Here is a 23385-nt window from a genome sequence, read left to right as displayed (position 1 = left end):
CCCCGCCGATCACAAGGAGAACTCTCATGGCCAACCCGTTCGACAACGAAGAGGGCACCTTCCACGTCCTGGTCAACTCCGAGGGCCAGCACAGCATCTGGCCCGCCTTCGCCGAGGTGCCGGCGGGCTGGGAGATGATCCTCGAAGCACGCCCGCGTGCTGAGGCGCTGGCCGCCGTCGAGCGTGACTGGACCGATATGCGGCCGAAGAGCCTGGCCGCTCGCTCCGGCAGCTGACGGCCATGGGGTCGGACACCGCGGTCTACGCGGAAGGGCTGCACAAGCGCTACAAGGGCCACCACGCCCTCCGCGGGGTCGACCTGTCGGTGGCCGCCGGCTCGGTGCTGGGCGTGCTGGGCCCCAACGGTGCGGGCAAGACGACGACCGTACGGGTCCTGTCCACGCTGCTGGCGCCGGATGCCGGGCACGCGACCGTGGCCGGGTACGACGTGGTGCGCCAGAGCAGGGAGGTGCGCCGGCGGATCGGCCTGGCCGGGCAGTACGCGGCCGTGGACGAACTGCTCACCGGCCGCGAGAACCTGTTCCTGCTGGGCAGGCTGCTGCGGCAGGGCCGGCGCGGAGCACGGCGGCGCGCGGACGAGTTGCTGGCGCGCTTCGCGCTGGAGTCCGCGGCCGACCGCCCGGTGGGCACGTACTCCGGAGGTATGCGCCGCCGGCTCGACCTCGCCACCTGCATCATCGCCCGGCCGCCGGTGCTCTTCCTGGACGAGCCGACCACCGGGCTCGACCCCACCAGCCGCACGGTGCTGTGGAAGGTGGTGCGCGAACTCGTCGGCGAGGGCATCACCGTGCTGCTGACGACGCAGTACCTGGAGGAAGCCGACCAGCTCGCCGACCAGATCGTGGTGATCGACAGCGGCGAGGTGATCGCCGCCGGCACTCCGGCCGAGCTCAAGCGGACGGTCGGCACCGACCACCTCGAGGTGGCCGTCGCGCGCCCCGACCACCTCCCGGCCGCGGTGACCGCCCTCGCCGGGCTGACCGCCGCGAAGCCGGTGGTGGAGACCGACGCCCAGCGCCTCACCGTCGCGCTCGACTCGGGCCTGGAGAGCGTCGCCGCCATCGCCGGCGCGCTGCGCTCCGCCGGCATCGAGGTCACCGACTTCGAGCTGCGCCGCCCCTCCCTCGACGACGTGTTCTTCCAACTGACCGAGCGCAACGAACCGAAGGCTGCTGTCCATGAGTGAACTCGGCATGGCGACCGCGCCGCCCGGCGGCATGTTCGCGGGCCTGGCCGACACGGCTGCATTGGCCGGGCGGCGCCTGCTCCATCTGCGGCGGGCGCCGGGGAAGTTCCTCGGCATCGTGATGAACCCGCTGGTCCTGCTGATCGCGGTGGGCTATCTCTTCCGCAACTCCATCTCGGTGCCGGGCAGCGGCAACTACCAGGAGTACCTGATGGCGGGGGTGGCCGTGCAGGTGGGCCTGGCCGGCATCGGGCCCACCGCCATCGGCGTGGCCATGGACATGCGCGGCGGACTCGTGGACCGCTTCCGTTCGCTGCCCATCTCCCGTACGGCGGTCCTGGCCGGGCAGACCCTCTCCGACCTGATCGTCTCCGCCCTCGGCCTGGCCCTGGTGATGCTGGTCGGCCTGGCCGTCGGCTGGCGTCCCCATGCGGACCCGCTGTCGGTGGCGGGCGGCTTCGCCCTGATCCTGGCCTTCATCTACACCATGCTGTGGGTGGGCGTGCTGATCGGCCTGCTGCTGCGCTCACCGGAGACCATCGATTCGGTGGGCGCGATCGTGCTGGTGGCGTTCTCGTTCCTGTCCAACGCCTTCTTCTCGGTCCGGGGCCTGCCCTCGTGGATCCGCCCGCTGGCCGAGTGGAACCCGGTCAGTTCGGTGGTCACGGCCTGTCGGCAGTTGTGGGGCAACCCGGTCGTCGCCGGCACCGGCTTCCCCGCCGACCACCCCGTGCTGGTCACGGCCGGCACCCTCACCGTGCTCCTGGCCGTGTGCGTCCCGGTGAGCCTGCGCGCCTACCGCACTGCGTAAGAGGTGATGCGGTGCTCAGCGGCAGGTCTGCCGACCTCGCCGAGCACCGCATCCTTCCGACCGGAGGCTGGGTGGGGTGACGGGCTACGCCCGGGCGTCCAGCAGCGGGTCCTGGGCGAGGACAGACTGGTACAGCTCGCGCAGCGACCGCCCGACGTCGAGGCCGAGTTCGCTGCGCAGCCAGGCGCGGGTGCGCTGATAGGTGTCCAGGGCCTCGCTCTGCCGGCCGCAGCGGTACAGGGCGATCATCAGCTGCTCGCTGAACCGCTCGCGTCCGGGGTGGGCCACCACCAGTTCCTGCAGGTCCGCGATGGCCTCGCGCTCACCGCCGGTGTGCAGCTTGACCATCACCAGGTCTTCGCGGAGCGTCATCAGCCGCTCCTCCAACTGCGCGGCCGTGGAGCGGCAGAGCAGCCCCTCGCCGGCGTCCAGCAGCGCGGGTCCGCGCCACAGCCGCAGCGCCTCGTTCAGTGCCTCCCCGGCGCGCCGCGGATCGACGCGCAGCAGTTCCGCACCACGGCCTGCCAAGTGCAGGAACCGGGTGGCGTCCGTGGCATCCCGCGGAAGATTCAGCAGATAGCTGTTATTGGCCGTGACCACCAGCTCGTTGGGATGCCCGTCCAGGCCCCAGCTCTCCAGTAGCTTTCTCAGACGTGCCGCATTGGCATGCAACGCGTTTCTGCTGTTCGCGAGGTCCTTGTCGGGCCATAACTCACCGACCAGTGCGTCCCAGGAAACCGTGCGTCCGGAATTGAGTGCCAGAACGGCTAACAGTGTGCGGACTTTCTTCGCCCGGATCCGGTAAGCCTTTCCCCCGTGTTCGACGCCCATAGGACCAAGAACATTGATAAGCACCGGTTTGTCCCATCCCCGTTGGTGCTCGTAGAGCCGCATCTGGCGGCGGCCGTCTTTCCGCCCCACGGGGAGGGGAGCGCATCGGTAGCGCGCCGTCTCCTGGGCTCATGGCTGCCATCGCGGATGCCAACACTACGTACGCAGTATGTTTTTGACGTTTACTCAGTGGTCATACACAGACCAATTACATCTTCCCTTCCTCGATCATGGCTGTCAAGACATAAAGGAACGGGAGCGCAAAAAAAGCGACAAACTCGGGACGACTAAATTCAGTTGACAACACCGGGGTCGCGCACTTCTCCGAGCCGCATTCCGAGCCGCCGGCCGGCCCTTTGGTGGAGCATCGACTGCTTGTCGTGAACTTTGGTGAATTCTTGACGACTTGGCGGCGGCATCGGGATGAGAAACCGCCCTCGGTGACGCCGGTCGCGCAGGTGAGGCGCGCGATCCGTACGGTCTCCGGGCCGGCGGCGCCCGCAGGCCCCCGCTAGTGGTGGAGGTGGCGGAGAGGGCGGAAGTGGCGGAGGTGGCGGAAGGGGGTGGAGGTGAGGCGGACGCCGTGGTGGGCCAGGTAGGCGAGGGGGTTGATGTCCGAGCCGTAGCGGCGGCTGGTGCGGACCTCGAGGTGGAGGTGGGGGCCGGTGGCGCGGCCGGTGGCGCCGCTGTAGCCGAGGCGGGTGCGGGCGCGGACCTTCTGGCCGGGGCGGACCGTGATGCGGGAGAGGTGGCCGAAGAGGACGTAGCGGCCGTCGTGCATACGGATCGTCACGGCGTTGCCGTAGGCGCCGGACCGGCGGGCCAGGACGACGGTGCCCGAGCCCACGGACCGGATCCGGGTGCCGGCACGCACGGCGAGGTCGACGCCGGTGTGGTGGCCGGCGAGCCAGGCGCCGCGGACGCCGTAGGGCGCGCTGATGCGGTAACGGGCGGTCGTGGGGTGTGTCCAGTGCTTGCCGGCGGGGGCGGCGAGGGCCGCCGGGGGCGCCGCCAGGGTGAGGACGGAACACAGCGCCGCCGGGGCTATGGCGTGCAGCAGCATTCTGCGCAGCGGGGTGCGGGTGCGGAACGTCGTCATACCTGCGAGCCCACGCCCAGTGGCGGGTGGTCGCATCCCGGGGCGGGCGCGCGGCGGCCGAACGGGTGGCCGGGGCTCCGCCGGACGGGCGTTCGCGGGACGGGCCGCCGGCCGGCGCGGCGGCGGGTCCGCGGCGCCTCACCCCATCAGGCGGCCGACCGCCTCGGCCACCGCGCCGGCGCCGTCCTCGGCGGCGAGCCGGCGGGCGGCGGCGCCGGCGCGCTCGCGCAGGGCGGGGGTGGCGGTGGCCCGGGTGAGGGCGTCGGCGAGGCGGGCGGCACCGTCGTCAGGGGACAGGTCGCGGAAGGGGAGGGGAGCGGTGGCCACGCCCAGGGTGGCCAGGCGGGCGGCCCAGAAGGGCTGGTCGGCGGTGACCGGGACGGGGACGGTGGGGACGCCCGCGCGCAGCCCCGCGGCGGCGGTCCCGGCCCCGCAGTGGTGGACCACCGCGGACATCCGGGGGAAGAGCAGCGCGTGCGGGAGTGCGCCGACGGTCAGGAGGTCGGGGTGCTCCGGGGCGGACAGGCCCGCCCAGCCGGACTGCAGGACGCCGCGGAGCCCGGCGCGGCGCAGGGCGTCGGCCGCGAGGGCGCCCAGCCGCTCGCCGTCGCCGGCCGCCATGCTGCCGAAGCCGATGAAGACCGGGGGCGGGCCCGTGGCGAGGAAGTCCTCGACGAGGGGCGGCAGCCGCTCGCCGGGGGCGTGCCAGGGCCACCAGTTCCCGACGACCTCCAGGTGGGCGGGCCAGTCCGCCGGGCGGGGGAGCAGGGCTTCGCTGAAGCCGTGCAGGACCGGGCGGGCGGCGGCCTCGGTGCGGCGGCGGACCGTACGGGCGGTGGCCGGCGGCAGGCCGAGGCGGGCGCGCAGGTCGCGGGCCGCGTCGGCGTGGAGGCGGTCGAGGACGCGCAGGGAGAGCCGGCCGGCGACGCGGTTGCCCCGGTGGCCCAGGGAGCGGACGCCGCCGACGACCGGGGCGAAGTCGCCGGTGGGGGCGCCGGGTACGAGGGGAAGGTCCAGAAACGGCAGGCGCAGTGCCTCGGCGAGGTGGTGGCCGAGCGGTGCCGTGGTGGTGGAGAACAGCAGGAGGTCGGCACCCTGCCCGGCGGCGTCGGCGAGCCCGTCGCCCAGCTCCCGCAGGAAGGCGGCGGCCGTGCGCAGGAGGGCGCGGGGGCCGGTGTGCGGCGCCGGCCCGGTGGCGCCGGTGCGGCGGGGGTCGGCCGGGAGCCGGCGGAACTCCAGTCCGGCGGCCCGGACGAGGGGCGCGTAGCTGTCGTGGGTGGCGAGGGCGACCTGGTGGCCGGCGTCGCGCAGCCGGGCGCCCACGCCGGTGTACGGGGCGACATCGCCGTACGAACCGGCGGCGGTGAGGAGGATTCCGGGCATGGGCGGGCCACCCTTCGGGCCAGGGGAGAGGGAGGAGGGGGGAGAGGGGGGCGGCGTGTCGTGGCCGCGGTGGTGGGGTGGTGCGCGGGGGTCAGGCCGGGGGCGGTCGGCGTACGGCGTTGGCGTGTACGGCGGTGCGCAGGTACGCGGCCAGGCCGGGGCGCTGGGCGGAGGGCGGGACGACCAGGGCGAAGGCGCGGGGGTCGGCGGCGAAGTCGTCGGCGATCCGGCCGTGCATGTCGGTGGGGCAGGGGGTGAACCAGCGGCACAGATGGTGGCGGTGTTCCTCCGCGAGGTCCATGGCGCGCTCGCCGTCCGCCGGCTCCCCGGCGTCGAAGGCGGCCCGCAGCCGCAGGCGCCAGTCGGCGGCCTCGGCCATCAGCGTCGCCCAGTCCTCTTTGGAGTGCGCGGCGGCCCGCGCCATCGCGCGCTGGTGGCCCTCACGGTGCTGCCATTTCAGATGGGCCTCGGTGGCGTAGGTGAGGTCGAAGGTCACCTCGCCGAAGACCTCGAACCGTTCCTCGGGCGTCAGTTCCACCCCGTTCTGCTGGACCTCCATGGCGCGCTCGGCGACCTCGACCAGCCGTCGCAGCGCGGCGATCTGCCCGGTGAGCAGGCGGTGCCGGGCGCGGAGGTGGTCGAGGGCGTTGGCCTGGGGGTCCTCCAGGATGGTGGCGATCTCGTCGAGGGGAAAGCCGAGTTCGCGGTAGAAGAGGATCTGCTGGAGCCGGGCGAGGTCGGCGTCGCCGTAGAGGCGGTAGCCGGCCGGGCTGCGGCCGCCGGGGGCGAGCAGGCCGAGGGTGTCGTAGTGGTGCAGGGTGCGCACCGTGATCCCGGTGAAGCCGGAGACCTGCCCGACCGTGTAGCCCATCGCAGCGCCCTTCGTCCCGTCCGGTGCGGCCGGCCCCGGCGGTGCGGTGGTGGTGCCGCGCGCCGGGCCGGGCTCCAGGGTGGGGCCTGACGCCGGGTGAGGGTCAACCGGGCGGGGCGCCGGCCGCGTTCGCCGTGCGGCGGCCGCCCGGTCAGGCGTCGGGGTAGCGCTCCTGGAGCACGGAGTTCACCAGGGCCCGCACGTCCTCGCGGTCCAGGCCCTCGGTGTGGGCCCGGCCCATCCAGGCGCGGAGTTCCTCGCGCAGCAGGGCGTCCGCCGCGGAGGTGGGGCGGGCGAGCGTACGGCTGACGAAGGTGCCGAGGCCAGGGCGCGGTTCGACCAGCCCTTCGCGTTCCAGTTCGCGGTAGGCCTTCAGGGTCGTGTTGGGGTTGACCTTGGTCGTCGCGGCGACCTGCGCGGCGGTCGGCAGGCGGTCGCCCTCCACCAGGATGCCCAACCGCAGCGCCTGCTGGACCTGTTGGACGATCTGGAGGTAGGTGGCGACGCCACTGCGGCGGTCGATTCGGAACTCGACGACGCTCACCACCTCTCCGCTGCTTCCGCCGGTGCCGCGCTGCCCGACCGCTTGATGATCGGGCTGCCCGTGCCGGGTGTCAAAGCGCCGCTCGGGGCGGGGCTCCGGCGCGGCGTCCCGGCGGGCGGCCGCCCGCCCCGGCCGCCGCGCGTCCGCCCGTTCAGAGCGGCCGCCGTCGGATGCGCCACACCACGAGGGCGAGCACGGGGACGGTCAGCGCCAGCAGGATCCCCGCGCCCCGCCACTGCATCCCGGCCAGCTGCCCGTAGTCGAAGTACTGGGCGACGTGGTGGACGATGCCCAGCCTGGCCCGGCAGGCCTCGGTGTCGCCGGTGGTGCAGGTGCCGAAGCCGTAGAGCCGGCCGTCGGCGGTGGACACCCAGTCGTCCACGCGTACGGCGCCGGACGGCAGGCTCGGGCTCTCGGAGCCGTAGGGGTAGCTGATGCTGCGGAGGGTGCCCAGCCCGCTGCGGAACCGGTCCCAGACGAAGCCGGTGACCAGGGCGAGGACGAAGGTGCCGGCCATCGCCGCCACCGTCCGCCTGAGCAGCATGCCCAGGGCGACCCCGCAGACGGTCAGGAAGAGGGCCAGGGCGACCGGGACGGGCCCGGTGCTCTCGAAGAGCCCACCGGTCAGCCAGTCACCGCCGTCGACGAGGAGGTGCGCCGGTGCCCACAGCCAGGTGAAGGCGGCCGACAGCAGGGCGGTGCACAGCACGATCACGGCCAGCGGCAGGCCGAGGGTGGCGGCGGCCCAGCGGCCGCGGCTCACCGACTGGGTGCTGACGAGGACGAGGGTGCGCTGCTCCTGCTCCGCGGCGATCAGCGGGGCGCCGAGGAAGACGCCGGCCACGACGGGCAGGGCGGCCAGCAGCTGGCGGCCGGTGGAGAACAGCCGCCCGTAGGCGTGCTCGAAGGTGTCGCCCAGGGTCCCGTGGACGCCGGGGGCGGTGCCGTGGGTGTGGAGGAAGTCGGTCAGTCCGGGGCGCTGCCAGACGAAGGTCACGCAGCCCACGGCGGTGGTCACCAGGACCAGGAGCAGGAGGGTGCGGTGCCGGCGCCAGACCAGCCAGGGCAGTCCGTGCAGCAGGGTGCGGCGGGGCGCGGCGCCGCCGGGCGCGGGGGCGGTGTCCGCCGGCCGGGCGCCGGCGGTGCGGGTGCTCGTCACGCCGCGGCCTCCCCGGGGCCGCCGATGCGGGCCTCCGCCGCGATCAGGCCGGGCGCCTCGGGCGAGCGCAGGTAGGCCAGCAGGACCTCCTCCATGCTCGGTGAGAGCGTCTCCCAGCCGTCGCCGACCGGTCCGCCGGGCCGGATCAGGGCGCTGAACTGCCGCCCGGTGATCCGGGACTCGACCACGGTGTGCCGGCGCCGCAGCTCCTCGGGCAGCCCATCGCCGCCCTCGGCCACGCCCGTCACCAGCAGATGCGCCGGGACCAGCTCCTCGGTCCGGCCGGCCATCCGCAGCCGGCCCTCGGCGAGCACGAGGAGGTAGTCACACATGACCTCCAGCTCGGAGAGCATGTGGGACGACATCAGCACGGTCGTGCCGTGCTCGGCGGCCTCGGCCATCAGCAGGCCCGACAGCTCGTGCCGGGCGAGCGGGTCCAGGTCGGACATCGGCTCGTCGAGCAGCAGCAGCTCGGGCCGCTTGCCGAAGGCGAGGGCGAAGGCCACGCGGGTGCGCTGGCCGCCCGAGAGGGTGCCGATCCGGGCGGTGAACGGCACGTTCCCGGACCGCACGATCCGCTCGGCCAGCGCCTGGTCCCAGCGCGGGTTCAGCTCACGGCCCAGCCGCAGGGTCTCGGCGACCGTGAAGCGGGGGTAGAGCGGCTTGTCCTGGGCGAGGAAGGCGACGCGGGACAGCACGGCCGGGTCGGAGACCGGGACGCCGAACAGCTTCAGGGTGCCGGTGGTCGGCTCCACCAGCCGGGTCGCGGTGCCCAGGAAGGTGCTCTTGCCGGCGCCGTTCGGGCCGACCAGGGCGCAGATGTGGCCGGCGGGGAGCCGGAAGGAGCAGTCCCGCAGGGCCCAGCCGCCGCGGTACTTCTTCCCCAGTCCCTCGGCCTCGATGGCCCACGGGCTCGGGTCGCTCACCCGGATCCCCCCTTTAGCTAGTTCATTAGTGGAATGAGTATGGGGAGCGGCCCGGACGCCTGTCAACAAGAGCCGGGACCCCGCTCGTGCGGCCGGGCGGACCAGGGGGCCGGCGCGCGCCGGCCCGCGGTCCCTCAGGCGCGCTCCACCAGCGACTTCGTCATGCAGCGGCTGTCCTCGTAGGTCCGGTACAGCCCGAACTTCTTCTCGGCCATCACATAGCCGCTGGAGGCGTACAGCTCCAGAGCCTCGGGCTGCTTGGTGCCGGTCTCCAGCACCATCCGGGTGCGCCCCGCGGCCCGCGCGTCCGCCTCCAGGGCGGCCAGGATCCGCCGGGCCAGCCCCCGTCCGCGCGCCTCCTGGAGCACGAACATCCGCTTGATCTCCGCGTCGCCGATCTCGTACCCCTCGGCCGCGTCCTCCTGGAGCCGCCAGCCGCCGGTGGCCAGCGGGCGGGTGCCGTCGTACGCGATCAGGTACGTGCCGCGCGGCGGGGCGAACATCTCCCAGGCGAGCGGGGTGATGTCGCCGTCGTCGCCGTAGCGCCGGGCGTACTCCTGCTGCACCAGTGCGTCGAGGGCGACCGCGTCGGGGTGGTCGTAGCGGACGGGGCGTATCTCCATTCCGGAAAGCGTACGGGCGCGCGTACGGGCGGCACGATCAGGTTCCGGGGATCGGTATCGTGCCCGGATGCTCACCGTGACCTCAGTGAATGTGAACGGGCTGCGCGCCGCGGCCAGGAAGGGCTTCGTCCCGTGGCTGGCGGAGACCCAGGCCGATGTGCTGTGCCTCCAGGAGGTGCGCGCCGAGACCGCCCAGCTGCCGGACGAGGTGCGCGCGCCCGCCGGCTGGCACACCGTGCACGCCCCGGCGGCGGCCAAGGGACGGGCCGGCGTCTCGCTCTTCACCCGCAGGGAGCCGGACCGGGTCCGGGTGGGCTTCGGCTCCGCGGAGTTCGACGGCAGCGGGCGCTACGTCGAGGCGGACCTGCCCGGCGTGACGGTCGCCAGCCTCTACCTGCCCTCCGGGGAGGTCGGCACCGAGCGGCAGGACGAGAAGGAACGCTTCCTGGCGGAGTTCCTGCCCTACCTCGTCGACCTGCGCAAGCGCGCCGCCGCGGACGGCCGCGAGGTCGTGGTCTGCGGCGACTGGAACATCGCGCACCGGGAGGCGGACCTGAAGAACTGGAAGGCCAACCAGAAGAAGTCCGGTTTCCTCCCCGAGGAGCGCGCCTGGCTGAGCGAGGTCCTCGACGAGGACAACGGCGGCTACGTGGACGTCGTCCGCGCCCTGCACCCGGACGCCGTGGGCCCCTACTCGTGGTGGTCCTACCGGGGCCGGGCCTTCGACAACGACGCGGGCTGGCGCATCGACTACGCGATGGCCACGCCCGGCCTCGCCGCGCGGGCGGTCAAGGCGTACGTGGAGCGCGCGGCGAGCCATGACGAGCGGTGGTCCGACCACGCGCCGGTGACGGTCGTCTTCGCGCGCTGAGCCGGGCGGCGGCCCGGGCCCGGGCGGTGCCCGCCGCGCCGCCTGCTCAGGTCTCCTCGCACCCGTGCTCGCGCAGCCACCGCGTCACCTCGGCCCGGACCCGGCGGTCCACGGCCATGGCGAGCTCGGCCTCGACCACGCCCTTGGACAGCGGGCGGAGCCTGTCGATGGTCCCGGCGATGAGATCGACCTCGTCGGGACCGGGGTGCTCGCCGGCGGCGGCCCGGGCCAGCACGTCGGACAGGACGTGGGTGCGGATCAGGGTGGTGAAGATGCCCGCGAGCGCGTCGGCGTGCGCGCGGACCTGGCGGCCCGCCTCCAGGACGGCGGCCAGCGGGATGCCCTGGCCGACGAGTGCGGTGGAGGCGTCCAGCAGGCGGCGGCTGATGTGCACGAACTCGTCGCCGTCGACGGCGAGATAGCCGATGTCCAGGGACACGCTGAGGTTCTCGGCGGTGATGTCCTCGCGGAAGTGATCGGCGAGCTCCTCGGGGGTCAGGCGGACCGGCGTCTCCTCGGACCAGGGCGCGACGAGCGGGTCGTCCAGGCCCAGGACCTCGCCGACGTCGCGGCCGGACTCGAAGGCCGCGAAGAGGTCGGCGATGCCGCCCAGGGTGTGGCCGCGCTCCAGCAGGGCGCCGATGGTGCGCAGCCGGGCGAGATGGTGCTCGTTGTACCAGGCGATCCGGCCCTCGCGGCGCGGCGCCGGCAGCAGCTTGCGCTCGCGGTAGAAGCGCAGCGTGCGGACCGTGATACCGGCCTCCCCGGCCAGGTCGGCCATGCGGAATTCGCGCGCCGGGGGGTCCGCGGGCCGGGTGTGTCCGTCCTCGTGCTCGTTGCCTGCCACGGGTTCAGCCTATGCCGGGGGCGCGGAGCCGGGCCGGGGTGCCGGGGCGCGGGCGCGAGGACCGGCAACTTCCCGCCGTCCGCCCCCTACCGCTCGGTACGCGGCTGCCCTACGCTCCTATTGCGCCAGTGATTGCTGGCGCGGTTTCGGGGGCGGCTGTGACGCCGGATGTCACGGCATCGAAGAGGGCAGGACGGACGTCGGACTCGGGAGGCGGCGGGATGGCCGAGCGCGAGCGCAGGCATGTGCGGGTTGCGGTGATCGGATCGGGCTTCGGTGGTCTGGGGGCGGCCGTCCGGCTGCGGCGCCAGGGCATCACCGACTTCGTGGTCCTGGAACGGGCCGGGTCGGTGGGCGGCACCTGGCGGGACAACAGCTATCCGGGGTGCGCGTGCGACGTGCCCTCGCATCTGTACTCCTTCTCCTTCGCGCCGCACCCCGAGTGGCCGCGGAACTTCTCCGGCCAGCCGCACATCCGCGCCTATCTGGAGCGGGTCGCCGACACCTTCGGGCTGCGTCCGCACCTGCGCTTCCATGCGGAGGTGGAGAGCCTGCGGTGGGACGGCGCGCAGCTGCGCTGGGAGATCGAGACGGCGAGCGGGCCGCTGACCGCCGATGTGGTGGTGTCGGCGACCGGGCCGCTGTCGGACCCCAAGACCCCCGACATACCGGGGCTGGAGACCTTCCCCGGCACGGTGATGCACTCCGCGCGCTGGGATCACGACCACTCGCTGCGCGGCAAGCGCGTCGCGGTGATCGGCACCGGCGCCTCGGCCATCCAGATCGTGCCGGCCGTCCAGCCGGAGGTGGAGCGCCTCACGCTCTTCCAGCGCACCCCGCCCTGGGTGCTGCCGCGCGCCGACCGCGAGATCAGCGCGGCCGAGAAGTGGCTGCACACCAGGGTTCCGGCGACCCGGGCCGCGCGCCGCCAACTGCTGTGGGGCATAAGGGAGTTGCAGGTCGGCGCGTTCACCAGGCACCCGGGCCGGCTGGGCCTGCTGGAGCGGCTGGCCCGCGGCCACCTGACGAAGGCCGTCAAGGACCCGGCGCTGCGGGCCGCGCTGACCCCCCGCTACCGCATCGGCTGCAAGCGGATCCTGCTCTCCAACACGTACTACCCGGCCCTGGCGCAGCCGAATGTGGACGTGGTCGCCGCCGGGCTGAAGGAGGTGCGCGGCAGCACCCTCGTGGGGTCCGACGGGAGCGAGGTGGAGGCCGACACGATCGTCTTCGGCACCGGGTTCCATGTGACGGACATGCCGATCGCGCAGCGCGTCACCGGCGCCCACGGCACGACGCTGGCCGAGGAGTGGAAGGACGGCATGGAGGCGCTGCGCGGCGCCACCGCGGCCGGCTTCCCCAACTTCCTCACCCTCATCGGGCCCAATACCGGCCTGGGGAACAGCTCGATGATCCTGATGATCGAGGCCCAGCTGAACTACCTGGCCGACTACCTGCGCCAACTCGACGTCCTCGGTGGCAGGATCGCACTGGCCCCCCGCCCGTCCGCCGTACAGGAGTGGAACCGCACGATCCAGCAACGGATGACGCGCACGGTGTGGAACACCGGCGGCTGCGACAGCTGGTATCTGGACGCCAACGGACGCAACACCACCGTCTGGCCGGGCACGACCGGGGAGTTCAAGAAGGCCACCCGCCAGGTCGACCTCGCGGAGTACGAGGTGCTGCGGCCCGCCCGCACCCCCGCGGCACGGCCGTCCGGCACGGCCGCGGAGGTGGTCGCATGAACCGCCGGCCCGCCCATGTCACCAGCGGTCCCTACGCCCCGCCGGTGCCGCGCCGCACGCTGACCGTCACCTCGGCCGACGGCGCCCGGCTGTACGCCGAGGTCCACGGCCCGAAGGACGCCCCGGCCGTCGTCCTGGCGCACGGCTGGACCTGCTCGACCGCCTTCTGGGCCTCGGTCGTCCGGGCGCTGGCCGCCGACCACAAGGTCGTCGTCTACGACCAGCGCGGCCACGGCCGCAGCCCCGCCGCCCCGCCGGCCGGCCACAGCACCGGCGCGCTCGCCGACGATCTGGTCGCCGTCCTGGAGGCGGCCCTGGAGCCGGGTGAACGCGCCGTGCTGGGCGGGCATTCGATGGGCGGGATGACGATCATGGCCGCGTCCGGGCGGCCGCAGTTGCGCGCGCGGGCCGCGGCCGCGCTGCTGTGCAGCACCGGCAGCGCCGATCTCGCCGCCGAATCCCGGGTGTTCCCGCTGCGCAGCCCGCAGGGGCGCCACCGCGCGCACCGGCTGCTGCTGCGCTCGCGTGCCCCGCTCGGCCCGCAGTCGCCGCTGACCCGGCGCGTGCTGAAGTACGCCACCATGGGACCCGGCGCCACCACGGAGGAGGTCGCGGCCTGCGCCCGGATCGTGCACGGCTGCCCGGCCGGTGTGCGGGCCCGGTGGGGCGCGGTGCTGGCCGGGGTCGAACTGACCGGCGGCGCCGGCGGCCTGGAGCTGCCCACCGAGGTCCTCGTGGGCACCGCCGACCGGCTCACCCCGCCGGTGCAGGCCCGGCGGCTGGCGTCCGTCCTCCCCGACTTCCGGGGGCTGACCGAACTCCCCGGGCTGGGGCACATGACGCCGGTCGAGGACCCGGCCGCGGTCGCGGGACGGCTGCGCGCACTCGTCCGCGAGCATCTGCACCCGACCGGCGCCGAGCCCACCGACGACACCGAGCCCACCGACGACACCGAGCCCACCGACGACACCGAGCCCACCGACGACACCGCTCCCGGGGGCGGCCGGCAGACGAAGGAGAGCACGGCATGAGCGCACACAGGAACCTGGCGGGTCAGGTCGTCGTCGTCACGGGGGCGGCGCGCGGGGTCGGCGCGCTGCTGGCCCGCAAGCTGTCGGCGCGCGGGGCGACGCTGGCACTGGTCGGGCTGGAGCCCGACGAGCTGCGCCGGGTCGCGGCCGCGCTGCACGGTCCGGCACACCACTGGCACGCCGATGTCACCGACCACGAGGCGATGGCGCGGGTCGCGGACGAGGTCAAGGACCGCTTCGGGAAGGTCGACGTGGTCGTGGCCAACGCCGGGGTGGCGACCGGCGGTCCGTTCGCCGACTCCGATCCCGTCGCCTGGAAGCGGGTCATCGAGGTCAACCTCATCGGCGGCGCGGTCACCGGCCGCGCCTTCCTGCCCCACCTGACGGCGTCCCGCGGCTACTTCCTGCAGATCGCCTCGCTGGCCGCGATCACCCCGGCGCCGATGATGACCGCGTACTGCGCGTCCAAGTCGGGCGCCGAGGCGTTCGCGCACAGCCTGCGCGCCGAGGTCGGACACCGCGGCGTACGGGTCGGGGTCGGCTATCTGAGCTGGACCGACACCGACATGGTGCGCGGCGCCGACCAGGACGCCGTGATGCGTGAGTTGCGCGCCCGGCTGCCGTGGCCGTCGAACAAGACCTACCCGCTGGGCCCCGCCGTCGACCGGATCGTGGCGGGCATCGAGCGCCGCTCCGCGCACGTCTACGGGCAGTGGTGGCTGCGCGGGATGCAGTCGGTGCGCGGCTGTCTGCCCGCGCTCATCGGGACCGTGGGCCAGCGGGAGATGCGGCGGTTCGGTGCGCGGCTGGACGGGATGCGGATCGGCCTGGTGGGCGCCGGCGGCGAGGCGGACGAGAAGGCGCGGGCCGGCCGGTGAGCGGGCGTACGCCGGCCTGTGAGCGGCCAGGCGTCACGGAGAGTATCGGTTCGTGATCGAAGTGCGAGCAATGTCCGGGCGTGTCACGCTGAATCGGGGTCACAACCCCCCTACACCCCACTAGGAGTGAACAGCATGGGCATCAAGGACCAGTTCCAGGACAAGGCCAACGAGCGCAAGGGCCAGGAGCCCCACGCCATGGGTGACTCTCGCGAGCAGGGTCACGAGCGCGGCCAGCGCAAGGACCAGGAGCGCGGCGGCCAGCGTCAGGACCAGGGCAGCCAGCGTCCGGGCCAGCCGCGGGAGCGCGGCCAGCAGGGCCGTCAGCCCGCCCAGGACTCGATGGACGCGGCCGAGGGTCGTCACCAGAGCTGAGTTGGCACGTCCTGAACATCACGCGGGGCGGCGTACGCGCCATGCGTGAGGGGCGCACCCGGTCGACCGGGTGCGCCTCACCGCGTGCCCGCCGCCGGCCGTGCCCTCCCCGGCCGTGAACCCCGGGGAGCGCGGCCGCTTCAGGCTCCGGCCTCCCCGGTTTCCCCGGCTTCCCCGGAGGTGCCCGCGCCGCGCGACGGCAGCGGGGGACGCCGCAGGTCCGGGACGTCCGACAGGTCCGGCGGGGTCGCCGCCGGATGCCGCTCCAGCAACTCCAGCGCCGTGCGCACCGCGACGCCCAGGGTCGGATGCCGGCCCTCGGCCCAGTGCAGCGGGGAGCGCAGCGCCTCGATGTCGACCTCGACGCCGTGGTTCTCCACGCCCCAGCCGTAGAGCCGGAACCACGCGGCGTTCATCGGGACGGTGATGGTGGTGCCGTCGCCGAGCCGGTGCCGGCCGGTCATGCCGACCACCCCGCCCCAGGTGCGCATGCCCACCACCGGGCCGATGCCCTGGAGTTTGAAGGCCGCGGTGATCATGTCGCCGTCGGAGGAGGTCATCTCGTCGGCGACCGCCACGACCGGGCCGCGCGGGGCGTTGGAGGTGTACGAGACGGGCTCGGCGTCGCGGGTCAGGTCCCAGCCCATGATGGTGCGGGTGAGCTTCTCGATGACCAGCTCGGAGATGTTGCCGCCCGCGTTGCCCCGGACGTCGACGATCAGCGCGGGCCGGGAGACCTCCATCCGCAGATCGCGGTTGAACTGCGCCCAGCCGGAGCCGCCCATGTCGGGGATGTGCAGATAGCCGCACCGCCCGCCGCTCAGCTCCCGCACCACCGCCCGCCGTTTGGCCACCCAGTCCTGGTAGCGCAGCGGGCGTTCGTCGACTAGCGGGACCACCGCGACCCGGCGGGCCGGGCCCTCGCCGTCGGGCGGGGAGAAGGTGAGTTCCACCGTGGTGCCGCCGGCCGCGGCCAGCAGCGGGGCGGGTCCGGCCGACGGGTCCACCCGGCGGCCGTCGACATGGGTCAGCGCCGCGCCCTCGCGGATGCCCGTACCGGCCAGCGGCGAGCGGGCCTTGGAGTCCGAGGACTCGCCGGGCAGGATCCGCTGCACCACCCAATGGCCGTCCCGGTGCACGAAGTTGGCGCCGAGCAGGCCCATGGCGCGCTGGTAGTGCGGCGGGCCCTCGTTGCGCCGGGCGCCGGTGACGTACGCGTGTGAGGTGCCCAGTTCGCCGAGCACCTCGCGCATCAGGTCGGCGAACTCGTCCGGGCTGGCGACCCGGTCGAGCAGCGGCCGGTACTGCGCGAGCACCCCCTCCCAGTCGATGCCGCACATCCCCGGGTCCCAGAAGTAGGACCGGGTGATCCGGCCCGCCTCCTCGAACGCCTGGTACCACTCGGCCGCCGGCTGGACGTCGTGCAGGATGCGCCGCAGATCCAGGAAGACCGTGGAATCGCTGTCCGGCGGCTCGGTCGCGGGCACCGCGCGCAGTTCGCCCTCGTCGTTGACGACCAGCCGGGAGCCGTCGCCGCTGAGCGCGAACTCGTCCAGGGAGCTGGTGAGTTCGGTGCGCCGGGCCTTGGTCAGGTCGAAGTGTTCGAGGGTGGGGCGGCCCGAGGTGTCGGCGGGGTTGGCGAAGGTCTCGCCCAGCGCGCCGGAGATCGGCCAGCGCAGCCAGACCAGCCCGCCGCCGCTGACCGGCTCCAGGGAGGAGTATTTGGAGGCCGCCACCGGGAACGGGGTGACCCGGTTCGCCAGCCCCTCCACCTCCACCAGCACCGGCCCCTCGCCCGGCGGCGGCGGATTCTCGTCCGGGTCCAGGCCGCCCGCCGCGGGCCGCCCCTCCGGCGACAGCGCGAAGGGGGAGGGGGTCGCCGACGACAGCGGGACGAGGTAGGGGCGGCAGCCCAGCGGGAAGGAGAGATCGCCGGTGTGCACGTCGTAGACCGGGTCGAAGCCGCGCCAGGACAGGAACGCCAGATAGCGGCCGTCGCGGGTGAACACCGGCTGCTCGTCCTCGAAGCGGCCGTTGGTGACGTCCACGATGTGCCCGTCGGACAGCCGGGCCATCCTGATCTGCCGCAGGGTGCGGCCGATGCCGGGGTGCGACCAGGTCAGCCAGCGGGAGTCGGGGGAGAACGCCAGGTCGCGGACCGGGCCGTTGGTGGAGCGGACCAGTTCGGTGACCGTGCCGTCGGCCGGCTCCGGGCCGGTGCCGCCCTCCGCCTCGGGGCGGGCCACCCCCACCAACAGCAGCCGGCCGTCGTGCGAGGCCACCGCGAGGCGGTCGCCGTCGGGGGAGGCGGTCATCTCGTGGACCCGGCCCAGCTCACCGGCGGCCAGCCGCCGCGGCCCGCCGGGTTCGCTGGCCCGCGGCAGGTCGGTGATCTCGATCGCGTCCTCGCCCTCGGCGTCGGTGAGGTAGGCGATCCGGCCGGTGGAGCCCAGCATCTCGGGCAGCCGGACGCGCACGCCCGGGGTGTCGTGGATGGTGCGGGCCGGGCCGTCGCGGTGGGTGAGCCAGTACAGACTGCCGCGGACGCCGACCGCGCTGGCCCGCCCGGTGGTGTCCACCGCGAGCGAGGTGACGTGCGAGGCGGCCGGGACCTGGTAGGTCCGCCGGCCGGCCCGCGGCCCGCCCAGGCGCACGTCCAGCCGGCGCGGTACGGCGTCCGGGCCCAGGTCGTCGATCAGCCAGAGGTCGCCGGCGCACTGGTAGACGATGCGCGAGCCGTCGGTCGAGGCGTGCCGGGCGTAGAAGTCGGCGTGGTCGGTGTGCCGGCGCAGGTCGGTGCTGTCGGGCAGGCAGGAGTAGACGTTGGCGATGCCCTCGTGGTCGGAGAGGAACGCGATCCGGCCGCCGACGAACATCACCGAGTCGAGGTGCCCGCGCAGCTCCGGCATCAGCCGGGTGCCGTGCAGCCACATCCGCCCGGTCGCCCCGCCCCGGTAGCGCTTCCAGGAGGCGGGCTCGTGCGGCGGTTTGCCGGTGAGCAGCAGGGTGCGGCGCTCGCCGTCGACGTCGGTGACCGCGAGGTCGGAGACCGGCCCCCAGGGCAGCTTGCCGGCCGTGCCGCCGTCGGTCGGCAGGGTGTAGGCCCACGAGTAGTAGGAGAACGGCTGGCCGTGCGAGGAGACCGCGAGGATGTGGGCGTTGCCCTCATGATCGGGCGGCGTCCAGCCGCAGACCCGGGCATCGGTGCTGCCCCAGTACGTCAGCCGGCGGGCCGGGCCGCCCTCGACCGGGGCGAGGTGCACCTCCGGGTCGAGGCTGCGCCAGGTCGTGAAGGCGAGGTGCTGCCCGTCGGGCGAGAAGCGGGGGTGGCCGACGCGGGTGCGGTCCACGGTCAGCCGCCAGGCACGGCCGGGCTCGCGGCCCTCCGGGGTGAGCGGGGCGACCCACAGATCGTCCTCGGCGGCGAAGCAGAGCAGTTCGCCGTGCAGATGCGGGAAGCGCAGATACGAGCCGGTGGGCGGGGCCGGGGAGGCGGGCATGCGGCGCAGGCGGCCACGAGGCCCCACGGGGTTAGGCTCCGGGCGCGGCCCGACGGCCTCGGGTGCATCGCTCACGCCCCCATCGTTTCGGGACGGGGGAGCGGCGGCAAGTCGATCGGGTGACGCAGACCACTTTCGAAACGGTTCCGTTTCGCTACGGCGCTCGCTACGGTCTAAGTGTACGAAACAGTTTCGTTCGCCTACGGTGTGTGGCGGCGCTGATACGGTCCGGACGGAGGTGTGTGCCATGGGACGCAGCCGGCTGACTCCCGAGCGGGAGGCCGAGCTCTACGACGCCGTGCTCGACCTGTTGCGCGAGGTCGGATACGACGCGCTGACCATGGACGCCGTCGCCGCCCGGACCCGCTCCAGCAAGGCCACGCTCTACCGCCAGTGGCAGGGCAAGCCGGAGCTGGTGGCCCGGGCGCTGCGGCACTGCAAACCGGTCAGCACCGGCGATGTCGACACCGGCACCCTGCGCGGCGACTTCGCCGAACTGGTCCGCCGGGCCGATGAACACGGGAAGGTGGAGAAGGACGCCGCGCTGATGCGCGGTCTGGGCATGGCCATCCACGGCAATCCCGATCTCCACCAGGCCCTGCGCGAAGTGCTCCTCGACCCCGAGGTGACCGGGCTGAACGCCATGCTGCAACGCGGCATCGACCGGGGGGAGATCGCGGCCGACTGTCCGGCGCTCGACTTCGCCCCGCACATGCTCGTGGGCGCGCTCATCGCCCGTCAGCTCATCGAGGACCGTCCCGCCGACGCCACGTTCCTGTCCGCCTATCTCGACGCCGTGGTCCTCCCCGCCCTCGGCGTCTGACCCACCCGCCCGACCCTCACCCAGGCCTCCGTACCCGGCACGCCGCTCTCGTCGCCGGGGCGATGGCGCACGCCTCCATACCCCTCTCACGACGGGAGCACCCGGTCTCGTGGCCACCTTCCTGTACAAACTCGGACGCCTCGCCTTCCGGCGGCGCCGCTTCGTCGCCCTGATATGGGTGGCCCTGCTGGCCGTCGCCGGAGTCGGAGCCGCCACCGCCGCCGCCCCGGCCGCCGACTCCTTCTCGGTCCCCGGCACCGAGGCCCAGCGCGCCTTCGACCTGCTCGACCAGCGGTTCCCCGGCGCCAACGCCGACGGTGCCACGGCCCGGGTGGTCTTCCGGGCACCGCAGGGCGAGACCATGAAGGACCCGGCGAACAAGGCGGCCGTCGAACGCACCGTGCGCGCCCTGAAGTCGGGCTCCGACCAGGTCGACCAGGTCGCCGACCCGTACCTCGCCAAGACCGTCAGCAAGGACGGCCGCACCGCCTACGCCCAGGTCACCTACAAGGTCACCGGCTTCGAGCTGAGCGACCACTCCAAGGACGCCCTCAAGGACGCGGCCAAGGACGGCCGGACGTCCGGGCTGACCGTCGAGGTCGGCGGCAACGCGCTGCAGGCCATCCCCGAGACGGGGTCCACCGAGGTCATCGGCATCGCGATCTCCGCGGTGGTCCTCGTCGTCACCTTCGGCGCGCTGATCGCGGCCGGGCTGCCGCTGCTGACCGCGCTGATCGGCGTCGGCATCGGCGTCTCCACCATCACCGCGCTCAGCAGCGCGCTCGATCTGTCCAAGACGACCTCGACGCTGGCGATGATGATCGGCCTGGCCGTCGGCATCGACTACGCCTTGTTCATCGTCTCCCGCTACCGCGCCGAACTCACCGAGGGCCGCGAGCGGGAGGAGGCCGCCGGACGCGCGGTGGGCACCGCGGGCTCCGCGGTCGTCTTCGCCGGACTGACCGTGGTGATCGCGCTGGTCGGCCTCGCCGTCGTCAACATCCCGATGCTGACGAAGATGGGCCTGGCCGCGGCCGGCACCGTCGTCATCGCCGTCCTCATCGCACTGACCCTCATCCCGGCGCTGCTGGGGTTCGCGGGCAAGCGGGTGCTGCCCCGCAAGAAGCGGGACGCCGGGGAGAACGGCGGGCAGGGCGCCACGGGTGCGGCGGGCCGTCCCAACATGGGCACCCGCTGGGCGCGGTTCGTGCTGCGCCGCCCGGTCCTCGTCCTCGTCGCCGTGGTGCTCGGCCTCGGCGCCGTCGCGGTCCCCGCCGCCTCCCTGGAGCTGGGCCTGCCGGACGACGGCTCGCAGCCCACCCACACCACCCAGCGCAAGGCCTACGACCTGGTGTCGGACGGCTTCGGCGCGGGCTTCAACGGCCCGCTGATGCTGGTCGTCGACGCGCGGGACGTGCACCAGGGGCAGAGCGCCAAGTCCGCCGCCGCGCAGGTCGCCGCGAAGGTCAAGGGGCTCGACGACGTCGCCGTCCTCACCCCGCCCGCCTTCAACAAGGCCGGCGACACCGCGCGGCTCACCGTCGTCCCGAAGTCCAAGCCGAGCAGCGTCGCGACCGAGGACCTGGTCCACGACATCCGGTCGAAGACGGCCGACATCGCGGCGGACACCGGCGCGCGGACCCTGGTCACCGGCACCACCGCGATGAACGTCGACGTCTCGCAGAGGCTCAACGACGCCCTGGTGCCCTACCTCGCGCTGGTCGTCGGCCTGGCCTTCCTGCTGCTGATGGTCGTCTTCCGCTCGGTGCTGGTCCCGCTCAAGGCGGCCCTGGGCTTCCTGCTGTCGGTGGTGGCGGCCCTCGGCGCGGTCGTCGCCGTCTTCCAATGGGGCTGGCTGGCCGACCTGTTCGGGGTCGAGCAGACCGGGCCGATCATGAGCATGATGCCGATCTTCCTGGTGGGCGTGGTCTTCGGTCTGGCGATGGACTACGAGGTCTTCCTCGTGACGCGGATGCGCGAGGCCTTCGTCCACGGCGAACGCCCCGGCGAGGCAGTCGTCACCGGGTTCCGGCACGGCGCCCGGGTGGTCACCGCCGCCGCGGTCATCATGATCAGCGTCTTCGCCGGCTTCATCGGCTCCTCCGACTCGATGATCAAGATGATCGGCTTCGGCCTCGCGGTCGCCGTCTTCTTCGACGCCTTCCTCGTCCGGATGGCCCTGGTCCCCGCCGTCCTGGCCCTGCTGGGCCGCGCGGCCTGGTGGCTGCCCCGGTGGCTCGGGCGCGTCCTGCCGAACGTGGACGTCGAGGGCGAGGGGCTGCGCGAGAACCCGGCCGGCGAGGCGGACGCGCGGGAGGCCCGCACACCGGAGCGCGTCTGACGATCCGGCACCGCGCCGGCCGGCGGCCACCCGTCGCCGGCCGGCGCACCGAGACCTCCGGGACCGCTGTATGAGCGGAGCGGCACCCCGGAGCGGGCGCCCCGCCCGTGGGGACGGGAGCGGCGCACCAGGAGGGCCCGGCAACGGCCTCCCCGTGGGGACGGGGGCCGTTGCCGGGCCGTTTGTTCCGTATGGGCGGAAAGGGGGCGCGCGGCTTTCTTCGTCCGCCCCGTTCGCACTCACGTACCACTCATCGGGCGGCCGCCAGTCGGGACCCCGCGTGCGGGGCCGCCGTGGCCGTTTCGCATCATGGGCGCTCTTGCAACACGTTTGCAGGAGGCACCACCATGGGTGGGCTGCGGAACCTGAAGCGGAGAACCCTGATGCACGTACCCGATGGATTCATCGATGCGCCGGTGTCGCTGGCGACCGGCGCGGTCGCCGCGACCGCGGTCGCGGTCAGCCTGCGCGGCGCCCGGCGGGAGTTGGCGGGCGCGGGAGCGGGCGCCGTCGCGGGCGCCGAGCGCACGGCGCCGCTGGCCGGACTGGTCGCGGCGTTCATCTTCGCCGTGCAGATGCTGAACTTCCCGGTCGCGGCGGGCACCAGCGGACATCTCCTGGGCGGTGCGCTGGCGGCGATCCTCGTCGGGCCGTACACCGGCGTGCTGTGCGTCTCCGTCGTGCTGCTCATGCAGGGCGTGCTGTTCGCCGACGGCGGGCTGACCGCCCTCGGCGTGAACATCACCGACATGGCGATCGTGACGACCGTGGTCGCCTATGCCCTGTTCCGCGGGCTGGTGAAGGTGCTGCCGCGCCGGCGCCGCTCGATCACCGTGGCCTCGTTCGTCGCCGCGCTGGTGTCGGTGCCGGCCGCCGCGGTGGCCTTCACCGCCCTCTACGCGCTCGGCGGGACCGCGGACGTGCCGATCGGCAAGGTCTTCACCGCCATGGTCGGCGTGCATGTGCTGATCGGCATCGGTGAGGCGGCGATCACCGCGTTGACGGTCGGCGCCGTCATGGCCGTCCGCCCCGACCTCGTCCACGGCGCGCGCGGCCTGACCGCCCCGCTGGAGCTGCGCACCTCGCCGCTCGCCGCCCCGGCCGACGCGCCCGCCGCCCCGGAGGCCGAGCCGGTCCCGGCCGCCGCGGCCACCACCGCCCCCCGCCGCTCCGCCCGCACGGTCTGGCTGGCCGGGCTCGCCGCCGCCCTGGTGTGCGCGGGCGGCATCAGCTACTACGCCTCCACCAGCCCCGACGGCCTGGAGAAGGTCGCCCACGACCAGGGCATCGACGCCAAGGCCGAGGACCACGCCGCCAAGGACTCCCCGCTCGCCGACTACAGCGTCAAGGACATCACCGACGCACGGCTGTCCGGCGGCCTGGCCGGGGTCATCGGGGTCGGCGCGACGCTGGCCGTGGGCACCGGCGTGTTCGTCGTCCTGCGCCGCCGCAAGGGCGCCACCGCCGCCGAGCCGGCCGGCCCGGGCGACGGGCATCCCGCCCCGGAGAGCGTCTGA

21 protein-coding genes are annotated in these 23385 nt (G+C 73.8%); 11 read left to right on the top strand and 10 right to left on the bottom strand.

Features of this window, described 5'->3' with window-relative positions; genetic code table 11:
* Positions 1-26 precede the first annotated feature (26 nt).
* The 3 genes from ACQP17_RS15420 to ACQP17_RS15410 are packed head-to-tail and all read left to right on the top strand — an operon-like array spanning position 27 to position 2018.
* Positions 27-236 carry an MbtH family protein gene (locus ACQP17_RS15420; protein WP_433856830.1) on the top strand — a complete coding sequence of 70 codons (210 nt, stop codon included), beginning with the start codon at positions 27-29 and terminating at the stop codon, positions 234-236.
* Positions 237-241: 5 nt separating this feature from the next.
* Positions 242-1207 carry an ATP-binding cassette domain-containing protein gene (locus tag ACQP17_RS15415; protein WP_433856829.1) on the top strand — a complete coding sequence of 322 codons (966 nt, stop codon included), beginning with the start codon at positions 242-244 and terminating at the stop codon, positions 1205-1207.
* Positions 1200-2018 carry an ABC transporter permease gene (locus ACQP17_RS15410; RefSeq protein ID WP_433856828.1) on the top strand — a complete coding sequence of 273 codons (819 nt, stop codon included), beginning with the start codon at positions 1200-1202 and terminating at the stop codon, positions 2016-2018. The genes ACQP17_RS15415 and ACQP17_RS15410 overlap by 8 nt, the downstream gene beginning before the upstream one ends.
* Before the next feature lie 84 nt (positions 2019-2102).
* On the opposite strand, the gene ACQP17_RS15405 is transcribed toward ACQP17_RS15410, so the two are convergent.
* The 8 genes from ACQP17_RS15405 to ACQP17_RS15370 all read right to left on the bottom strand — a co-directional run bounded on the left by ACQP17_RS15405 (position 2103) and on the right by ACQP17_RS15370 (position 9454).
* Entirely contained in the window at positions 2103-2849 is a 747-nt protein-coding gene (locus tag ACQP17_RS15405; protein WP_433856827.1) for an AfsR/SARP family transcriptional regulator, read from the bottom strand.
* A 511-nt stretch (positions 2850-3360) separates the two neighbouring features.
* Complete coding sequence (locus tag ACQP17_RS15400) at positions 3361-3948, bottom strand: M23 family metallopeptidase (RefSeq protein ID WP_433856826.1); 588 nt, start codon at positions 3946-3948, stop codon at positions 3361-3363.
* Between the two features lie 138 nt (positions 3949-4086).
* Entirely contained in the window at positions 4087-5331 is a 1245-nt protein-coding gene (locus ACQP17_RS15395; protein WP_433856825.1) for a glycosyltransferase, read from the bottom strand.
* Between the two features lie 91 nt (positions 5332-5422).
* Complete coding sequence (locus ACQP17_RS15390; RefSeq protein WP_433856824.1) at positions 5423-6202, bottom strand: MerR family transcriptional regulator; 780 nt, start codon at positions 6200-6202, stop codon at positions 5423-5425.
* Positions 6203-6353: 151 nt separating this feature from the next.
* On the bottom strand, positions 6354-6749 hold the full coding sequence (locus ACQP17_RS15385; RefSeq protein WP_381478482.1) for a GntR family transcriptional regulator: 396 nt from the start codon (positions 6747-6749) through the stop codon (positions 6354-6356).
* Positions 6750-6897: 148 nt separating this feature from the next.
* Complete coding sequence (locus ACQP17_RS15380; protein ID WP_433856823.1) at positions 6898-7905, bottom strand: ABC transporter permease subunit; 1008 nt, start codon at positions 7903-7905, stop codon at positions 6898-6900.
* Positions 7902-8831, bottom strand: a complete 930-nt coding sequence (locus ACQP17_RS15375) for an ABC transporter ATP-binding protein (protein ID WP_433856822.1) — start codon at positions 8829-8831, stop codon at positions 7902-7904. Before ACQP17_RS15375 ends, ACQP17_RS15380 begins: the two co-directional genes overlap by 4 nt.
* A 134-nt stretch (positions 8832-8965) precedes the next feature.
* Positions 8966-9454, bottom strand: coding sequence for a GNAT family N-acetyltransferase (locus ACQP17_RS15370; RefSeq protein ID WP_433856821.1), 489 nt, complete (start codon positions 9452-9454; stop codon positions 8966-8968).
* Positions 9455-9521: 67 nt separating this feature from the next.
* Between ACQP17_RS15370 and ACQP17_RS15365 the strand changes: the two genes are divergently transcribed.
* A complete protein-coding gene (locus tag ACQP17_RS15365; protein ID WP_433856820.1) occupies positions 9522-10325 on the top strand; it encodes an exodeoxyribonuclease III in 804 nt (267 codons plus the stop codon).
* A 46-nt stretch (positions 10326-10371) separates the two neighbouring features.
* On the opposite strand, the gene ACQP17_RS15360 is transcribed toward ACQP17_RS15365, so the two are convergent.
* Entirely contained in the window at positions 10372-11172 is an 801-nt protein-coding gene (locus ACQP17_RS15360) for a MerR family transcriptional regulator (RefSeq protein ID WP_433856819.1), read from the bottom strand.
* Positions 11173-11393: 221 nt separating this feature from the next.
* Between ACQP17_RS15360 and ACQP17_RS15355 the strand changes: the two genes are divergently transcribed.
* The 4 genes from ACQP17_RS15355 (at position 11394) to ACQP17_RS15340 (ending at position 15204) form a co-directional block, all read left to right on the top strand.
* Positions 11394-12920 (top strand): flavin-containing monooxygenase, encoded by a 1527-nt coding sequence (locus ACQP17_RS15355; protein WP_433856818.1) that lies wholly within the window; start codon positions 11394-11396, stop codon positions 12918-12920.
* Positions 12917-13951 (top strand): alpha/beta fold hydrolase, encoded by a 1035-nt coding sequence (locus ACQP17_RS15350; protein WP_433856817.1) that lies wholly within the window; start codon positions 12917-12919, stop codon positions 13949-13951. The genes ACQP17_RS15355 and ACQP17_RS15350 overlap by 4 nt, the downstream gene beginning before the upstream one ends.
* Complete coding sequence (locus tag ACQP17_RS15345) at positions 13948-14829, top strand: SDR family oxidoreductase (RefSeq protein ID WP_433856816.1); 882 nt, start codon at positions 13948-13950, stop codon at positions 14827-14829. Before ACQP17_RS15350 ends, ACQP17_RS15345 begins: the two co-directional genes overlap by 4 nt.
* Positions 14830-14964: 135 nt before the next feature.
* Positions 14965-15204, top strand: coding sequence for a hypothetical protein (locus tag ACQP17_RS15340; protein ID WP_433856815.1), 240 nt, complete (start codon positions 14965-14967; stop codon positions 15202-15204).
* A 140-nt stretch (positions 15205-15344) separates the two neighbouring features.
* On the opposite strand, the gene ACQP17_RS15335 is transcribed toward ACQP17_RS15340, so the two are convergent.
* Positions 15345-18704 (bottom strand): S41 family peptidase, encoded by a 3360-nt coding sequence (locus ACQP17_RS15335; protein ID WP_433856814.1) that lies wholly within the window; start codon positions 18702-18704, stop codon positions 15345-15347.
* Positions 18705-18951: 247 nt separating this feature from the next.
* Between ACQP17_RS15335 and ACQP17_RS15330 the strand changes: the two genes are divergently transcribed.
* The 3 genes from ACQP17_RS15330 to ACQP17_RS15320 all read left to right on the top strand — a co-directional run bounded on the left by ACQP17_RS15330 (position 18952) and on the right by ACQP17_RS15320 (position 23385).
* Complete coding sequence (locus tag ACQP17_RS15330) at positions 18952-19527, top strand: TetR/AcrR family transcriptional regulator (RefSeq protein WP_364882886.1); 576 nt, start codon at positions 18952-18954, stop codon at positions 19525-19527.
* Positions 19528-19636: 109 nt separating this feature from the next.
* A complete protein-coding gene (locus tag ACQP17_RS15325; RefSeq protein ID WP_433856813.1) occupies positions 19637-21868 on the top strand; it encodes an MMPL family transporter in 2232 nt (743 codons plus the stop codon).
* A gap of 383 nt (positions 21869-22251) precedes the next feature.
* The gene (locus tag ACQP17_RS15320) at positions 22252-23385 is read left to right on the top strand and encodes an energy-coupling factor ABC transporter permease (RefSeq protein ID WP_433856812.1); all 1134 of its coding nucleotides are present in this window, start codon (positions 22252-22254) and stop codon (positions 23383-23385) included.

The organism is Streptomyces kronopolitis (assembly GCF_050953795.1).
GTDB classification, from domain to species: Bacteria; Actinomycetota; Actinomycetes; order Streptomycetales; family Streptomycetaceae; genus Streptomyces; species Streptomyces kronopolitis_A.
This window is presented reverse-complemented; position numbering and strand designations above follow the sequence as displayed.

Excerpts from the sequence above, each read along its gene's own strand:
- ACQP17_RS15345 (WP_433856816.1), top strand. The coding sequence starts at position 13,948 with ATGAGCGCACACAGGAACCTGGCGGGTCAGGTCGTCGTCGTCACGGGG.
- ACQP17_RS15400 (WP_433856826.1), bottom strand. The coding sequence starts at position 3,948 with ATGACGACGTTCCGCACCCGCACCCCGCTGCGCAGAATGCTGCTGCAC.
- ACQP17_RS15405 (WP_433856827.1), bottom strand. The coding sequence starts at position 2,849 with ATGGGCGTCGAACACGGGGGAAAGGCTTACCGGATCCGGGCGAAGAAA.
- ACQP17_RS15320 (WP_433856812.1), top strand. The coding sequence starts at position 22,252 with ATGCACGTACCCGATGGATTCATCGATGCGCCGGTGTCGCTGGCGACC.
- ACQP17_RS15340 (WP_433856815.1), top strand. The coding sequence starts at position 14,965 with ATGGGCATCAAGGACCAGTTCCAGGACAAGGCCAACGAGCGCAAGGGC.
- ACQP17_RS15350 (WP_433856817.1), top strand. The coding sequence starts at position 12,917 with ATGAACCGCCGGCCCGCCCATGTCACCAGCGGTCCCTACGCCCCGCCG.
- ACQP17_RS15410 (WP_433856828.1), top strand. The coding sequence starts at position 1,200 with ATGAGTGAACTCGGCATGGCGACCGCGCCGCCCGGCGGCATGTTCGCG.
- ACQP17_RS15370 (WP_433856821.1), bottom strand. The coding sequence starts at position 9,454 with ATGGAGATACGCCCCGTCCGCTACGACCACCCCGACGCGGTCGCCCTC.
- ACQP17_RS15415 (WP_433856829.1), top strand. The coding sequence starts at position 242 with ATGGGGTCGGACACCGCGGTCTACGCGGAAGGGCTGCACAAGCGCTAC.
- ACQP17_RS15395 (WP_433856825.1), bottom strand. The coding sequence starts at position 5,331 with ATGCCCGGAATCCTCCTCACCGCCGCCGGTTCGTACGGCGATGTCGCC.
- ACQP17_RS15335 (WP_433856814.1), bottom strand. The coding sequence starts at position 18,704 with ATGCCCGCCTCCCCGGCCCCGCCCACCGGCTCGTATCTGCGCTTCCCG.
- ACQP17_RS15365 (WP_433856820.1), top strand. The coding sequence starts at position 9,522 with ATGCTCACCGTGACCTCAGTGAATGTGAACGGGCTGCGCGCCGCGGCC.
- ACQP17_RS15330 (WP_364882886.1), top strand. The coding sequence starts at position 18,952 with ATGGGACGCAGCCGGCTGACTCCCGAGCGGGAGGCCGAGCTCTACGAC.
- ACQP17_RS15420 (WP_433856830.1), top strand. The coding sequence starts at position 27 with ATGGCCAACCCGTTCGACAACGAAGAGGGCACCTTCCACGTCCTGGTC.
- ACQP17_RS15390 (WP_433856824.1), bottom strand. The coding sequence starts at position 6,202 with ATGGGCTACACGGTCGGGCAGGTCTCCGGCTTCACCGGGATCACGGTG.
- ACQP17_RS15355 (WP_433856818.1), top strand. The coding sequence starts at position 11,394 with ATGGCCGAGCGCGAGCGCAGGCATGTGCGGGTTGCGGTGATCGGATCG.